Origin of the sequence: Collinsella aerofaciens, assembly GCF_015560135.1 — a bacterium.
Lineage (GTDB): Bacteria > Actinomycetota > Coriobacteriia > Coriobacteriales > Coriobacteriaceae > Collinsella > Collinsella aerofaciens_AN.
In genome coordinates this window covers 1-16,215 of the sequence record NZ_JADMRH010000023.1, presented here as the reverse complement: position 1 = coordinate 16,215, position 16,215 = coordinate 1, and the positions used below count along the sequence as shown (strand labels likewise).

The window sequence follows — 16,215 nt, the reverse complement described above, 5'->3', positions numbered from 1 at the left end:
GAGGGGAGCCTTTCTTTGTGTTGGGATTGTCTGACCGGTCGTTTGTCTCGATCTGTAACGGGTAGGGCCGATTTCGGACGTTAGATGTTACAGATCGAGACGGTTCCGCCGAGCTAACCATTTCATCTAAATCTGTAACACCAAAGGCGAATTTCAGCTGCTAGATGTTACAGATTGAGATAAACCCAAGGGGAGGGGCCGGTATGTCTCAATCTGTAACAGCTGGGGCCGTTTTTACCGAGTAGCTGTTACAGATCGAGATTCTTCGGTCGAGTCGGGTTGCAGGGTAACGTGCGGGCACAAAAAACGGAGCCGTGTCGCCACGACTCCGTTTCTCAAGAGGATGGGTAAGGGAAGTGAAATTAGTTCAGGTGCCAGATCTCGTCGTTGTACTGGGAGATGGTGCGGTCGGACGAGAAGGTGCCGGCGTTGGCGATATTGATGAGCGCCTTGCGCATCCAGGCGTCCTGGTCCTCGTAGTCGGCCAGCACGCGCTCCTTGGTCTGGATGTACTCCTCAATGTCGAGCAGGGCCATAAACCAGTCCTTGCCCTTAATGTCGTCGTGCAGGCGCTGCAGGCGCTCGGCATTGCCGGTCGCCATAAAGGCCGGGTTGGTGATGAAGTCCACCAGCAGTTTAATGCCGGGCTTGCGGTAGAGCGCACCGGCGTTGTAGGTGCCGTCGGCGTAGAGCTGCTCAACCTGTTTGGACGAGGCGCCAAAGGTATAGATGTTCTCGTCGCCCACGAGCTCGGCAATCTCCACGTTGGCACCGTCGAGCGTGCACAGGGTTAGGGCGCCGTTGAGCATGAACTTCATGTTGGAGGTGCCGCTCGCCTCCTTGGAGGCCAGGCTGATCTGCTCGGAGATGTCAGCGGCGGGGATCACGCGCTCGGCGGCGGTGACGTTGTAGTTCTCGATCATGACAACCTGCAGGTAGGGAGCCACGTCGGGGTCGTTTGCAATCCACTGCGACAGCGTCAAGATCAGATGGATGATGTCCTGCGCGATAGTGTAGGCAGGCGCCGCCTTGCCGCCAAAAATGATGGTGACGGGGTGCTTAGGTCTGTTGCCGTTCTTGATATCGAGGTACTTCCAGATGATGTAGAGCGCAAGCATCTGCTGGCGCTTGTACTCGTGGATGCGCTTGACCTGGACGTCGATGATGGCGTTGGAGGGAATGGTCACGCCCTGCTCGAGCGCCATGAACTGGCGCATGATGGCCTTGGCCTCGACCTTGGTGGCGGCCAGGCGCTCAAGAACGTCCTTGTCGTCGGCGAACTTGGCGAGTTTGCTCAGATCGCCGGTGCTGCGCCAGTCGGTGCCGATCACATCGTCGAGCAGGCTGGCGAGCGCGGGGTTGGCACCATGGATCCAGCGGCGGAAGGTGATGCCGTTGGTCTTGTTGGAGAACTTCTCGGGATAGATTTCGTAGAACGGATGAAGCTCGGTGTCCTCCAGGATTTTGGTGTGGAGGGCGGCTACACCGTTGATGGAGAAGCCAAAGTGGATGTCCATGTGGGCCATGTGGACGGTGCCGTGCTCGTTGATGATGGCGACGCGCGGGTCATCGTGCTCGGCCTTCGCAACCTCATCGAGCTTGACGATAATGTCGGCGATGGCAGGGGAGACCTTCTGCAGGCTGGCGAGCGGCCACTTCTCGAGCGCCTCGGCAAGAATCGTGTGGTTAGTGTAGGCGACCATGGAGCGTACGATGGTCACGGCCTCGTCAAACTCGATGCCATGCTCGGTGGTGAGCAGGCGGATGAGCTCGGGAATGACCATGGTGGGGTGCGTGTCGTTGATCTGGACCACGGCGTAGTCGGCCAGGTCGTGCAGGTTGCTGCCGCGCTCGATGGCCTCGTCGATCAGGAGCTGGGCGGCGTTGCTCACCATGAAGTACTCCTGATAGATGCGAAGCAGGCGGCCCTGCTCATCGGAATCGTCGGGGTAGAGGAACAAGGTGAGGTTCTTGGCGATCTCGGTCTTGTCGAAGTCGATGGAACTGCCGGGGACCAGGCCGTCGTCGACGCTCGCCAGGTCGAACAGGCGCAGGCGGTTCTTGGTGGGCTGGCCGTAACCGGGCACATCGATGTTGACGAGCTTGGAGGTAACGGCAAAATCGCCGAACTCGACGGTGTAGGAGCGGTCATCGTCGACTAGGATGTCCTGCTCACCGAGCCACTCGTCGGGGACGGCCTTCTGCTGGTTGTCGACAAAGCGCTGACGGAACAGGCCGTAGTGATAGTTGAGGCCCACGCCATCGCCGGTCAAGCCCAGCGTGGCGATGGAATCCAGGAAGCACGCGGCCAGGCGACCCAGGCCGCCGTTGCCGAGCGACGGCTCGACCTCGAATTCCTCGATCTTGTTGAGGTCGTGGCCTGCGGCGGTGAGCTGGTCCTTAACCTCGTCGTAGATGCCGAGGTCGATCATGTTGTTGATGAGCAGCTTGCCGATCAAAAATTCGGCGGAAATGTAATAGAGCTTTTTCTTGCCGTTGTTGAGCGGGCAGGCAGCGGAGCGCTCCTGCACGAGTTTGACCAGCAGCTTGTAAATGCGACGGTCGTCGAGCTGCTCGAGCGAGGTGCCAAAAGACTGCTTGGCGAGTTCCATGAGGTTAATTTGGGGCATGTTTTCTCCTGTGATGGGTTGTTTCATGTCTGCAATTCATGAGAAGCCCGCGCGAGGGGATTGGGGTGGCCTCGCGCGGGAAAAGCAAGCGCGTCCGCACGGTGGGGAGGGGTCGGGCGCGGTAGCTCCTATTGAGGAAGCTCGATTTCGGCTTCCGATGGGATGCGGAAGTAGGTCTCGGTCCAGTCGGTGAGTTTGTGCTCGAGCTCGCGGGTGATGGCGCCGTCGAGCATGCGCCAGGTCCAGTTGCCGCCCAGTGTGGCGGGGGTGTTGATGCGCGCCTCGTTGCCCAAGTTGAGCAGGTCCTGCATGGTGTAGATGCACGTGTCGCTCACGCTGGCTGCGATGGTTCGGTTGAGCGCGTCGGTGATGGGCTCGCCGGCCTGCTGATGGGTGTACAGGGCTGTCTGCTCGCGCTGACGCGGGGTGGCCGTTCCCTCAAACCAACCGCGCGCCGTCTCGTTATCGTGGGTGCCCACATAGGCGACGGTGTTGGCGATGTAGTTATGCGGCAGGTAGTACGAGTTGGTGCCCTCAAAGGCAAACTGCAGGATCTTCATGCCGGGGAAACCCGAGTTGTCGCGCATGTCGATGACGCCGGGGGTGAGGAAGCCCAGGTCCTCGGCGATGATGGGCAGCGTGCCGAGCTTTTCCTTGAGCGTCTTGAAGAACTTGAGGCCGGGACCCTGCGTCCACGAACCGTAGGACGAATCGGGCGAGGAGAACGGCACCTCCCAATAGGCCTCGAAGCCGCGGAAGTGATCCAGGCGGATGACGTCGTACATGTCGAGGGCGGCGCGAATGCGGCTTTCCCACCAGGAGAAGCCGTCGGACTCCATGGCGTCCCAGTCGTAGATGGGGTTGCCCCAGTACTGGCCGGTGGCCGAGAACTGGTCGGGCGGCGTGCCGGCGACGCTCACGGGATTGCCGGCGGCATCGATCTTAAAGAGCTCAGGCGTCGCCCACATCTCGACGGAGTCACGCGAGACATAGATGGGCAGGTCGCCGATGATGAGAATGTCGCGCTCGTTGGCATAGGCCTTGAGGCGGCTCCACTGGCGATCGAAGAAGTACTGCGTCATCTGGTGGTAGAGCATACGCGCCGGATGGTCGGCGCAGACCTTGGCGGAAGCCTCGCCGCGGGTGTGGAGCTCCGCGGGCCACTCCCAGAACGCCTTGAGACCGCACTCCTCTTTGACGGTCATGAACTCACAGTAGGGGATGAGCCAGTCCTCGTTGGCCTGGATAAAGTCATCGAAATCGGCCGGCTTGTCGGCAGCAAAGCGCTCGGCGGCGCGGTCGAGAATCTGACGGCGGCCGCCAAAGATAGCACCGTAGTCGACATTGCTGGGGTCGGATCCCAGATACACGCCATCGATATCGCGCTGCTCCAGATACCCTGCCTCGATAAGCTCGGCAAAGTCGATAAAGTTGGGGTTGCCTGCGCGGGCCGAGAACGACTGATAGGGCGAATCGCCATAGCTGGTCGTCGTAAGGGGCAGAATCTGCCAGTAATGTTGTTTGCACGAGGCGAGAAAATCGACGAAGTCGTAGGCATTCCAACCAAAGCCGCCGATTCCGTATGGTCCGGGCAGAGATGAGACGGGCATGAGGACGCCGCTTGCACGCTCCATGAATGCGCTCACCAACCTTCTTGTTGTGGGGTCGGCCTGCCGATGGGTGTGCAGTCCGCCTCCGATGTTCTGATTCGATACGCCTATTGTAAAACATGTTGTTTAAACATGTACAGGCAAGATAAAAAAGTTGGTCGATTTTCGGCGAATGGTTACATGCCATGAAAAAGCCCCGACCTCACAACGTGAGATCGGGGCAAGAGCGGTATGTAGGTTTTTGCTACTCGGCGTCGGCGAAGCCGTTGGGGTTGTGGCTCTGCCAGTTCCAGCTATCGCGGCACATGTCCGCGATGTCGTATTGGGCCTTCCAGCCCATCATGCGCTCGGCCTTGGAGGCATCGCACCAGTTGGCAGCGATGTCGCCGGCGCGGCGCTCGCGGATCACGTAGGGCAGCTCCTTGCCACAAGCCTTGGAGAAGGCAGCGACGACCTCGAGTACCGAGGTGCCGGTGCCGGTGCCCAAGTTAAAGATCTCGACGCCGGTCTTGCCGTTCATCCAGTTAAGGGCGGCAACGTGACCAGAGGCCAGATCGCACACGTGGATGTAGTCGCGCACGCCGGTGCCGTCGGGGGTGGGGTAGTCGTTGCCAAAGACCTGAACGGCCTCGAGCTTGCCCACGGCGACCTGGGCGACATAGGGCACCAGGTTGTTGGGGATGCCCTTGGGGTCCTCGCCGATCAGGCCCGACGGATGGGCGCCGATGGGGTTGAAGTAACGGAGCAGCACGACGTCCCACTCGGGGTCGGCGGTGTGGACGTCCATAAGGATCTGCTCGATCATCCACTTGGTCCAACCATAGGGGTTGGTCGCGGGCTTCTTAGGATCCTCCTCGGTGACGGGCGGGTTGTCCGGGTCGCCGTAGACGGTCGAGGAGCTCGAGAAGATGATGGACTTGCAGCCATGGTTGTGCATGACGTCGATGAGCACCAGGGTGTTCTCGATGTTGTTGTGGTAGTACTCGACGGGCTTGCTCACCGACTCGCCGACGGCCTTAAAGCCGGCAAAGTGGATGACGCGGTCGATCTGATGGGTATCGAAGATCTTGTTCATCGCATCGCGGTCGAGCACGTTGGCCTCGTAGAAGGTGAGGTTCTTGGCGGCCTCGTCGCCCACGATGGTCTTGACGCGGTCGACGGCGACGGCGCTGGAGTTGGAGAGATCATCGACGATGACGACCTGGTAGCCACCCTCGAGCAGCTGAACGACGGTGTGCGAGCCGATAAAGCCGGCGCCGCCGGTAACGAGGACGCAGGTGTCTTTGGGGTCGAGTGCTTGGGACATGTAGTCTCCTATCGAATCAGGAACACTTCTTCAGGGGAGTATAGCGCAGGCAGGGACGCCCAAATCGTGCGCTGTAGGAAAAGCAGAGGACTATGTTAACGTGCTCATAGAAGAGCTTGCGTACGCATAACCTGATCTTTGGCACTTGCTTACGAGCCGCCGACCTTGCAGTTTCCTGCCGTTCGTGGAAATCGTTGGGACGCGCCATATGTACGCTAATATGTATGAGTTGAGCGACATATAAATAAGCATGTAACGGAGTACATATGTCACCAAACAGCGATTCCATTCTTTCCCAGGAGCTCTCGCGTCGCACTGCCCTCAAGGCCCTGTTCGGCGCCGCTTCTGCGGCAGTTCTTTTTGGCCTGCCCGCTCGCGCCCATGCGGCGGAGGCTTCCAAAGAAACCACCGATAAACTGAATGCCGCCCAGGCCCAGCTCGACGAGGTTCAGGCCCAGCTCGACAGCATCGCAAATGAGTATGCGGCGCTGGCCAACAAGAATGCCCAGACCCTCAACGACATCGAGAATGTCCAGGGCAAGATTGACGGCACGCAGGCCCAGATCGATGAAAAGAAGGCCGAGCTCAAGAAGAAGCGCAACGACCTTTCCGATCGCGTGGCCGCCAGCTACAAGTCCGGCGGCACGAACATCCTGTCGCTGCTGCTGGCCTCTGGCTCGTTTGAGGAACTCGTCGCCAACGCGCATTACGTTGAGAAGATCAACAAGAGCGACCGCGATGCCATCGAGGATATCCAGACGATTCAGGCTGAGCTCGACGCACAGAAGACCGAGCTCGAAGCACAAAAGGCCGACCTGGAAAAACTCAAGGACCAGCAGACGGCTCAGATGCAGGATATGCAGGCCAAGCAGCAAGAAGTCCAGACCGTGCTGAACGGTCTTTCCGACGACGTCAAGGAGCTCATGGCTCAGCGCGATTCCGAGATCCTCGCTGCCGCCCAGGCTGAGGAGGCCGCTAGGAAGGCTGCCGCTGCCGCGGCTGCCGCGAACAAGAACAATTCCTACTCGGGTGGTTCAAGCTCGGGTGGCGGATCGTATGCGCCCGGAACCCCGCAACAGAATGCCGGCTCGGGCAAACAGCAGGCCGTCGTCAACGCGTGCTACTCCACGCCTTCGCCGGGTCAGAACTGGTGCGCGGCGTGGGTTACCAATGTCTTCCGTAACGCCGGCGTTGGCTACTTTGGCGGTAACGCATGCGATATGTTTAACGCATGGTGCTATAGCTCCGACCGCTCGGCGCTGCAGGTGGGCATGATCGTGGCCGATTCCTCGCACAGCGGCACGGGTGCTCCGGGCCTCATCTACGGTCATGTGGGTATCTACGTTGGCGGCGGCATCGTTATGAGCAACGAGGGTGCCATTACGTCTAAGTCGCTCGATTCGTTTATTAGCTTCTATGGCACTGGCTCTGGCGTGCGTTGGGGCTGGCTTGGCGGTATTGCGCTGTCGTAGCTGCGGCTTGGTCCGGGACAGCCCGAGAGGCATAAGGTTGCCTGCTCGGGCAGTCCTGCTCGCACGGAGAGCACATTAAGTGCTCTCCGGCTCGTGCGGAACTCGCGATCAACCTTATGCCTCTCGGACTGTCCCGGCCCTCTCGGGTCCTGAGCGCGACACACCGGACTGGGTTATCTGAATAAATATGGTGAAGGCCCCTTTCGGGGCCTTCTTTGTTAAAGGAATTCGCCTACTCGGTGGACTTCGGGTTCTAGGTCTACGCCGAATTGGTCTTTGACGGTTGTTTGGATGTAGCGGATGAGTTCGTTGACGTCGGCGGCGGTGGCGTGGTCGGCGTTGACGATAAAGCCGCAGTGCTTCTCGCTCACCTGCGCGCCGCCAACGGCGTGTCCTCGCAGGCCGGCATCCATGATGAGCTTGCCGGCAAAGTAGCCCTCGGGGCGCTTGAAGGTGGAGCCGGCACTCGGCATGTCGATCGGCTGCTTGTCCTCGCGGCGCTGGCGGTAGTCGTCCATGTCGGCCTTGATCATCGCGGCGTTGCCCGGTGCGAGGTTGAAGGTGGCAGAAAGAACGATAAAGCCGTCGTCGGCGATGCGGCTCTTGCGATAGCCCAGGTTGAGTTCGTCGACATCGAACTCGATGATGTTGCCGCTGCCGCGGGTGCCGTCGTCGAGCTGGCGAGCGGGTTTGTAGACGCGCACGGACTCCAGCACATCGGCCATGCAGGCACCGTAGGCACCGGCGTTCATGTAGCAGGCGCCGCCGACCGATCCGGGGATGCCCGAGATGGGCTCCATGCCGGTTAGACCGGCCTCGGCTGCCGCAGCGGCGACATCGGAAAGCAAGGCGCCGGCTGCCGCCGTGACGTGCGTGCCGTCGACCGTAATGTCGGAGAGTCCCTCGCCCAGCGCCACGACGACGCCACGGATGCCCTTGTCGCCGACGAGCAGGTCGGAGCCGTTGCCCACGATGGTGAGCGGCAGGTCGCAGCGATAACAGGTGTCGAGCGTGGCGACGAGGCCCTGCTCGGTATCGGGCGTGACAAAGACGTCGGCCGGGCCGCCGATCTTAAACGTGGTGTGCTCGCGCATGGGCTCGCTCATCAGCACGTTGTCCTCGCCGGCAACGCCAGCAAGCGCGCACAGCAGGTCCTCGTTAAAAAAGTCGTTCTCGTGCATACGAATATCCGCCTTTTGGTGGTCGTTGTCATCAATCGAATGCAATATACCCCACCCGGATGGATTTGGTGCAAAGGGGTCAGGTTGCTTTGCACCAATCGCGGCGATAAAACAGCCGTCTACCGGATTGGTAAAGTGTTTATCACCGAGGTAGATGGGCAGTCGCTATACTTTCAAGAGATTGCGCGTAAACCCGGAAGGAGCGAGATGGCCAACAAGGTAACCCTGAAGCAGATCGCCCAGGAGGTGGGGCTTTCCCCCTCGTCGGTCTCGCTTGTGCTCAACAATCGGCCCTGTCGCATCTCGGAAGAAAACCGCAAGCTCATCAAGGAGGTCGCGGCACGCAACCACTATGTTCCCAACCAGATCGCGCGCAGCCTGGTCATGCGAGAGTCGCGCACGCTGGGCCTTATCGTTCCCAACATCGAGAGCCGATTTTTTGCCTCGCTCGCCGGCAGCCTGGAAAAGCGCTGCCGCGAGGACGGCTATGCGCTCTTCATTACCAGCTCGGGCGGAAGCGCCGATGACGATCTGGAGCTGCTGCGCCAGCTGGTGACGCGTGGCGTTGATGGCGTCTTTCTGGTGGTGGGTGACGAGTTCTCCGATGACCGCGCCCTGCGCGAAGAAGTCAGCCACCTGCCCATCCCGGCCGTAATGGTCGACCGTGCCATTGAGGGACTCGAGTGCGATAAGGTGATGTTCGACCACGAGATGGGCGGCTACATGGCCACCCGCTATCTAATCGAACAGGGTCACCGTCGTATCGCCTGCCTGGTCAACGCGCGCCGGTCCAACACGGGCCGCAAGCGTCTCGCCGGCTACGAGCGTGCGCTGCGCGAGGTGGGGCTGCCCATCGATGCGCGCTTGGAGTTCGAGAGCGAGTATTACATCCCGAGTGCCTACGAGGCCTCGGAGGCGGTGCTCGCAACCGACGCCACCGCCGTGTTCGCAAGCTCGGACAACATTGCCCTCGGCCTGCTCAAGCGCCTGCACGAGATGGGGAAGAGCATTCCGGGCGATATCTCGGTCGTAAGCTATGACAACTCGGCGGCCGACGTTCTCTTTGAGCCAGCGCTGACGGCGATTGAGCAGGATCCGGGTGTGCTCGCCGAGCATGCTTTTGGCTGCATGTCCAAGCGGCTTGCCGGCAAGGGCGGCAGGCGTGCCGAAGAGGTGGTTTTGGAGCCTGTGCTCATCGTAAAGGACAGCGTGCTCGAGCTTACTAAACACAACTAAACACGTTTATCAATTCGTAGAGATCGATTGTGAAGTACCTGTGACAGGCAATGCCGCAGGTGAATGTCTCGTTTTGCCGATTCATAAGGCAAATAAGGATGATAAAACGTTTTTTCACCTTGATAAAACGTTTTAGCAAATATACTAGTCCCAACGAAAGGTTGCCGTATCGGAGGGTGACCGCGCAGCGAAGGGACATAAACAATGGCTAAAACACTGGGAACGCCGTGGCAAAAACTGGGACATGAGGTTCCGGCTTCCGAGCTCGAGGGTGTCGACCTGTATTGGCGTGCCTCGAACTATCTGTCCGTCGGCCAGATTTACCTTCGCTCCAACCCGCTGATGCGTGCTGACTTTGTCGACGAGAAGACCGGCGAGACGCGTGACTTTGGTCGTCCGGACGTTAAGCACCGCCTGGTCGGTCACTGGGGAACCACGCCCGGCATCAACTTCCTGTTCGGCCACGTCAACCGCCTCATCGCCGACCACAACCAGAACGCCATCTTCCTGATGGGTCCTGGCCACGGCGGTCCCGCCGGTACTGCCCAGTCGCTGCTCGACGGCACCTACCGCGAGATTCGCCCCGACATCACCGATGACGAGGCTGGCCTGCAGAAGTTCTTCCGCCAGTTCTCCTATCCCGGCGGCATTCCGAGCCACTTTGCGCCCGAGACGCCCGGTTCCATCCACGAGGGCGGCGAGCTCGGCTACACGCTCAGCCACGCCTATGGCGCCGTCATGGACAACCCGAGCCTGCTGGCCGTGGCCGTGGTGGGCGACGGCGAGTCCGAGACCGGTCCGCTCGCGACCTCTTGGCAGTCCAACAAGCTCGTGAACCCGGCAACCGACGGTATCGTCCTGCCGATCCTGCACCTCAACGGCTACAAGATCGCCAACCCCACTATCCTTGCCCGCGTGTCCGACGAGGAGCTCACCAAGTTCTTTGAGGGCATGGGCTACAAGCCGCACTTCTTTGTCGCCGGCTTTGACGACGAGAGCCACGTGAGCATCCATGAGCGTTTCGCCGCCCTGTTTGAGCAGGTCTTTGATGAGATTTGCGACATCAAGGCCACCGCTCAGGCCCAGGCAGCCGCGGGCGAGACCGTGGTCCGCCCGGCCTATCCCATGATCGTGTTCCGCACGCCCAAGGGCTGGACCTGCCCCAAGCACATCGACGGCAAGAAGACCGAGGACTCCTGGCGTGCGCATCAGGTGCCGCTGGCGAGTGCCAAGGACACCCACGAGCACTTCCGTGTGCTTCGCGAGTGGCTGCGCTCCTACAAGCCCGAGGAACTCTTTACGCCCGAGGGCCAGGTGCGCCCCGAGGTGACGGCCTTTATGCCGACCGGCGAGCTGCGCATCGGCGCCAACCCCAATGCAAACGGCGGCAAGGTGCGCCGCGAGCTCGAATTGCCCGATATTCATGCCCACGAGATTCCCGTCGCAAGTAAGGGTCACGGCTGGGGCTCCACCGAGGCCGCCCGCGTCTTTGGTGAGTACACTGCCGATGTTCTGGCCAAGAACATGGACGACTTCCGTATCTTCGGTCCCGACGAGACCGCGTCTAACCGCCTGCAGGCCGCCTACAAGGTGACCAAGAAGCAGTGGGATGCCGGATTCTACGAGGACGAGGCCAACGACGAGCTGCTGGCCGGCTCCGGTAAGGTTGTCGAGCAACTGTCCGAGCACCAGTGCGAGGGCTTCCTCGAGGCCTACGTGCTCACCGGCCGCTCCGGCGTGTGGAGCTCCTACGAGAGCTTTGTCCACGTCGTCGATTCCATGGTCAACCAGCATTGCAAATGGCTCGAGGCCACCAAGCGTGAGATTCCGTGGCGTGCTCCCATCAGCGGCCTCAACATTTTGCTGTCGAGCCACGTGTGGCGCCAGGACCACAACGGCTTCTCGCACCAGGACCCCGGCTTCATCGACCTGTTGCTCAACAAGGCCAACGACACGCACATCGTGAATGCTTACTATCCGGCTGACGCCAACATGGCCCTCGCTGTGGCCGAGCGCGTCTACCAGTCCACCGACTGCGTCAACGCCATCTTCTGTGGCAAGCAGCCCGCCCCCACCTTCCAGACGGTCGACGAGGCCAAGTCCGAGCTCGCCGAGGGTGTCGCGATTTGGGAGTGGGCATCGACTGCCGACTCGCTCGCCGAGGCCGACGTCGTGGTCGCCACGTGCGGTGACGTACCGACGCTCGAGGCTCTGGCTGCAACCGATATGCTGCGCGAGCTAGGCATTAAGGTGTGGTTCGTCAACGTGGTCGATCTGCTCAAGATCCAGAACGTCTGCGAGAACGACCGGGCCATCAGCGATGAGCGCTGGGCTGAGCTGTTCGGTTGCGGCGAGAAGCCCGTGCTCTTCGCATTCCACGCCTATGCCGGCACGATCCGCCGTCTGATTTGGAACCGCCCCGGCCACGACGCCTTCCGTGTCCACGGCTACGAGGAGAAGGGCTCCACGACCACGCCGTTCGACATGCTGCGTCTGAACAACATGGACCGCTGGGCCCTGGCCGCCGACGTGCTGCGCATGGTCAACGCCGATAAGTTTGCCGAGCAGATTAACGAGTGGGAGGCGTTCCGCACCGAGGCCTTCGAGTTCGCGTGCGACGAGGGCTTCGATCACCCGGCCTTTACCGACTGGGTCTGGCCCGACGCCGCTGCCGCAACCGCTGCCGACGGCGCACTCTCCGCAACGCAGCTAACTGCCGGCGACAACGAGTAACTTAGTTACGCGGTTTTACCAAACCGCGTAATGGCTCGACGCTGCGCGGGTTCCAGGCACCCCATCTCGCCGTTCAAACCGTCGCTCACGTACATAAAGTACGCGTCACTCCTCTTTCACGGCGACCTGGGGCACCTGGAACCCGCTCGCTGACTTTTGTGCAACCAGCGGCGAGCGGTTGCTCGGGGAGCGCTTGTGCTGGACGGTCTCGCGCTGGGGTCTTGCCCGGCGGGGTTGCCTTGCTCCGGGAAGTGGGCTTTGCGAACTTCCCGGAGCAAGGCAACCCGCCCGGAGCAGGCCTTCTCGACCGTTTCGATATGCGGGGGCTGATTCTTTTTAATGTAATAGGGACTTTGCTCACGCTGCCTTGCGGACCGTGCATCCAACTATGGTCAGCCAGGGTTACATCGCCAGGGCCGGGGTGCCTGCCTTGTTTTGAAAAGTGGGCTCCGCGAACTTCTCAAAACAAGGCAGGCACCCCGGCCCTCGTCCGTAAACTCTTCCGCTGGGCGAGCCATAGACGCCGCGTACCGATACGGTAAAGTGGCGGCTTGAAATTGGTGCTATATTCAGCTTGAGTTGTTTAATGCTAGTACGGGAGGGTGATATGGGGCTGTTCAAGAAGAAAAACCCGCAGGATGCCTTTGATCCCGATGTGTTTACCATCACGGATACGATTTTGGACCCACCGCGGTTTACGTTTTTGCCGGCTATCTACCAGGATGCCACGCGCCGCAAGTGGGCCGTGCATCAGCGCGGCGGCGAGCCGAAGATTTTTGACTATGCGGATGTGCTGCAGTGCGAAGTGGCCGAGGCGGGCGATCCGGAGGCCGAAGAAGCGGTCTCTAAACAGGAATTTGCCCAGCGTATCCTGGCAAATCCTGCCAAGGCGGCAAAAATGAACGCTGCCAAGCGTAATATGTGTCTTGGTATGGGCGTTGTTGTGGCGGTTCAGACGGGAAAAGACGAGGTTTCCAAATTAGAGATTCCCGTTATGACCGACGAAGTCAAACGCGATTCAAGCCTATATAAGTCGTATCGGAATGTCGCCGAGAAGATCAAGGCCGAATTTGATGCCATGGGAGGGCTGGCCTAATTTTGGCGGCATACGTTTCTGAATGAGGAGTCTGTGCAATGGCAGGCGAATCTTATGCGATTCCCCCCAAAGATCGTGCTGTTGAGGGAATTCTTTGGTATATCCAGCACCATCAGCTTGCCAGCGGCGATCGCCTGCCGGCCGAGCGCGTGCTGTGCGAAGAGATTGGTGTTTCGCGTACGGCGTTGCGTGCCGGTATCACGCGGCTCATCTCGTGTGGAACGCTCGAGAGCCGTCGCGGATCGGGTACGTATGTGTGTCCTCCCAAGCCGCTGAATATCTTCCAGGAAACGTATAACTTCTCCGATGCTGTGCGGACTGCCGGCCTGCACCCCTCTTCTCGTCTGGTTTCCACCGGGATCATCGAGGCGGATGAGGCGCTTGCCGACAAGCTTGGAGTGGCTGTAGGCGCTCCTTTGCTCCGCATGCAGCGCGTTCGACTTATTGAGGGCGAGCCGGCGTCAATCGAGACCGCTCACGTTAACCTGTCCCTGTGCCCATCGCTTCCCGAGCACGATTTTGAGTGTGAGAGCCTTTACGATGTCTTGCTCAAAGAAGGTGGCGTGCGTGTTGAGCATGGACGTGAGCATATCTCCATCTCGCGTTTGAACGTCGAAGAGGCCGAGCTGCTCCAGCAAGAAGAGGGAACGCCGGTGTTCTATGAGAGCACGATCGAATTTGATAAGGACATGCGTTTTGTGGAGCATTGCAAATCGGTAATTTTGCCCACAAAGTTCCGCTTTGCCGATAACGGCGAAAAGAACGGCATGAGGAGCGTGGCAGGTGAACAATGGCTGAAACAGTAGATGCCACCCCGGTTTATATGCGCATTCGACGCCGCGTCGAGGAGCGTATCGAGCGTGGCATATATCCCACGGGTTCCATGATTCCGTCCGAAAAAGACCTCGCCGAGGAATTTGGTACGACACGCTTGACCATTCGAAGTGCTGTCGATGAACTGGTTCGGCGCGGGCAGATTCGACGCGTCCGCGGAAAGGGCGCGTTTGTGGCGCAGAAAGTGCCCGTTGCCTACGAGCGAACAGGAGGCTTTCGCGAGTCGGTTCGTGCTTCGGGCGGCGAGCCGTCCGTCCGCATCCTCGCGCGTTCCAAGCGTTATGCGGGCCCATATTATGCCAACCTGTTTGGCATTGCCGAGGACGATTTGCTGTATTCGATTCGGCGTTTGAACTGCGTCAACGGCGATCCCGTATCGATTGAGATGGCGTTCATCCCGTGCCTGCTGTTTCCCACAATCGAAAATATTGACGTGTCGGTCTTCAGTTTGTACGAGACCTATGAGATGCTGGGCCGAAAGCCGGTCATGGCACAGGAAAAGCTCGATATCGAAGCACTGGGCGCGCGAGATGCCGGCCTGCTTGGACTGGAGCAGGGCGATCTTGCTTTGACGCTTGAGTGTGTGAGCTTCGATGCGAGCGGCCAGGCGATCGAGTACGTCAAGTCGTTTAACCGCGGTGATGCGGGTGGATATACCTATACGTACTAGCTGGTTTTTTGCATAACGGGCTGAAAAGTTGACGGAATTTTGATTCGTTGAGCAGACCGTATATACAACCTTACATGGCTCAAAATCGACCGTTCGCCGATGGGGATAAATTAATCGACAAAGAGGTATCAAAAAGCCGTAACCTGTAACTGTGATTGGTATCAAGTACTAATGATTTGTTACGAGGTGAGACGATGAAGATGCTCGATTACGTTCAGCTTGCCCATGTGCGTATGGGAGAGAACCTCGAGCGTTCGTCTGAGCTGGTAGCGCAGCTCGTTGATATTTTCCAGTCCGGTTCTTTTGACGCGCTGCGCATCGTTGCTTCGGGTTCGTCGCGCCATGCTGCGGATTGCGCCCGCGATTACCTGCAAGATGCGCTGCAGATGCAGGTGTCCGTTGTGACGCCCGAGGCCTTCGTCGATTTTGAACACACCTATCCACAGCATGCGCTTAACATTGCCGTCTCGCAGAGCGGCTATTCAACCAATACGATTGCGGCGCTCGATTACATGCGCGCACACGATATGGCTGCAGTTGCGCTCACGGCAAACGTCGAGGCACCCATCAAGGAACACGCTGACATCGTTCTCGACTACGGTGTGGGCGTCGAGTCGGTGGACTTTGTGACTCTGGGCGTCGAGGTTCTCGTTGAGTACCTGGTGCTCTTTGGTATTTACGGCGGTCAGGCGCGCGGAACGATTGACGCCAAGGGCGTTGCCCAGCGTCTTGACGACCTGCGCGAGGCTATCCAGGCCAATGCCGTGATGTGCAAGACCGCCGAGGCATATGTCCAAGACCACATGCTCGAGCTTTCTGAGCACACGCCCGCCATGGTCATCGGCAACGGCCCCAACTATGGTGTTGCCGAGGAGGCAGCGCTCAAGCTGAGCGAGACCATCAAGATTCCTGCCATGCATCACGAAGGCGAGGAGTTCGTCCACGGTCCCGAGATGCAGATCGTTCCGGGCTATCTGGTGTTTATTGTCGACGATCCGCAGGGGTCGGAGCGTCTTGCGAATATCGCCGATGCGCTATCGAACGTTACGACAAAAACGGTGCTGCTCACGGCCCATCCCAAGGGTGGGGCTCACGAGGTTGTGGTGCCTCAGGTGGCTCCGCTGCTCAGCGCAATTCCCAATCTCGTGTTCTTCCAGACGATTGCGGCAATAATCGCCGAGCGTCTGAAGTCATGGGACGTTCACCCGTATCTCGATGCTGTCTCCAAGCAAATGGAGGTCAAGGCAGAGGGCTACGAAGAGTCAGTCAATGCGCTTAAGGCCAAAGCGGCTGAGTGTTACGGAATGTAAGCGGGTTTTGATGCCCGTTGGCATGGGGGATGTGGAAACAACCCCAGAAAGGAGAGACAAATGAAGGAAACCGAGAAGATCGAGATCATGCATTTCGACCAGGAGGGCTACGTCGAGGACGGCAAGAACGTCTACGA

11 protein-coding genes are annotated in these 16,215 nt (G+C 59.5%); 7 read left to right on the top strand and 4 right to left on the bottom strand.

All coding sequences use genetic code 11. The annotated features are described in order from the left end of the window. Positions 1-362: 362 nt before the first annotated feature. The 3 genes from glgP to galE form a co-directional block, all read right to left on the bottom strand. Positions 363-2,630 carry a glycogen/starch/alpha-glucan family phosphorylase gene (gene glgP, locus I2H19_RS08640; RefSeq protein ID WP_229089867.1) on the bottom strand — a complete coding sequence of 756 codons (2,268 nt, stop codon included), beginning with the start codon at positions 2,628-2,630 and terminating at the stop codon, positions 363-365. A 128-nt stretch (positions 2,631-2,758) separates the two neighbouring features. Further along, positions 2,759-4,276 (bottom strand): 4-alpha-glucanotransferase, encoded by a 1,518-nt coding sequence (gene malQ / locus I2H19_RS08635; protein ID WP_271745837.1) that lies wholly within the window; start codon positions 4,274-4,276, stop codon positions 2,759-2,761. Between the two features lie 208 nt (positions 4,277-4,484). After that, positions 4,485-5,546, bottom strand: coding sequence for a UDP-glucose 4-epimerase GalE (gene galE, locus I2H19_RS08630; protein WP_195622391.1), 1,062 nt, complete (start codon positions 5,544-5,546; stop codon positions 4,485-4,487). A gap of 266 nt (positions 5,547-5,812) precedes the next feature. Here galE and I2H19_RS08625 point away from each other — a divergent pair, with 266 nt between their 5' ends. Further along, positions 5,813-7,018: a coiled-coil domain-containing protein gene (locus tag I2H19_RS08625; RefSeq protein ID WP_195622390.1), complete on the top strand. Its 1,206-nt coding sequence runs from the start codon at positions 5,813-5,815 to the stop codon at positions 7,016-7,018. A 218-nt stretch (positions 7,019-7,236) separates the two neighbouring features. On the opposite strand, the gene murB is transcribed toward I2H19_RS08625, so the two are convergent. Beyond that, positions 7,237-8,199, bottom strand: coding sequence for a UDP-N-acetylmuramate dehydrogenase (gene murB / locus I2H19_RS08620; RefSeq protein WP_195622389.1), 963 nt, complete (start codon positions 8,197-8,199; stop codon positions 7,237-7,239). 207 nt (positions 8,200-8,406) lie between these two features. On the opposite strand from murB, the gene I2H19_RS08615 reads away from it, so the two are divergent. The 6 genes from I2H19_RS08615 to I2H19_RS08590 all read left to right on the top strand — a co-directional run bounded on the left by I2H19_RS08615 (position 8,407) and on the right by I2H19_RS08590 (position 16,078). Beyond that, on the top strand, positions 8,407-9,435 hold the full coding sequence (locus I2H19_RS08615; protein ID WP_195622388.1) for a LacI family DNA-binding transcriptional regulator: 1,029 nt from the start codon (positions 8,407-8,409) through the stop codon (positions 9,433-9,435). A 204-nt stretch (positions 9,436-9,639) separates the two neighbouring features. Further along, the gene (locus tag I2H19_RS08610; RefSeq protein WP_195622387.1) at positions 9,640-12,168 is read left to right on the top strand and encodes a phosphoketolase family protein; all 2,529 of its coding nucleotides are present in this window, start codon (positions 9,640-9,642) and stop codon (positions 12,166-12,168) included. Between the two features lie 607 nt (positions 12,169-12,775). Then, complete coding sequence (locus tag I2H19_RS08605; RefSeq protein WP_195622386.1) at positions 12,776-13,264, top strand: hypothetical protein; 489 nt, start codon at positions 12,776-12,778, stop codon at positions 13,262-13,264. 38 nt (positions 13,265-13,302) lie between these two features. Next, complete coding sequence (locus I2H19_RS08600; protein WP_195622385.1) at positions 13,303-14,070, top strand: GntR family transcriptional regulator; 768 nt, start codon at positions 13,303-13,305, stop codon at positions 14,068-14,070. After that, positions 14,055-14,768, top strand: coding sequence for a GntR family transcriptional regulator (locus tag I2H19_RS08595; protein ID WP_195622384.1), 714 nt, complete (start codon positions 14,055-14,057; stop codon positions 14,766-14,768). The genes I2H19_RS08600 and I2H19_RS08595 overlap by 16 nt, the downstream gene beginning before the upstream one ends. 194 nt (positions 14,769-14,962) lie before the next feature. Beyond that, positions 14,963-16,078 (top strand): SIS domain-containing protein, encoded by a 1,116-nt coding sequence (locus I2H19_RS08590; RefSeq protein WP_195622383.1) that lies wholly within the window; start codon positions 14,963-14,965, stop codon positions 16,076-16,078. The last annotated feature ends 137 nt before the right edge of the window (positions 16,079-16,215 follow it).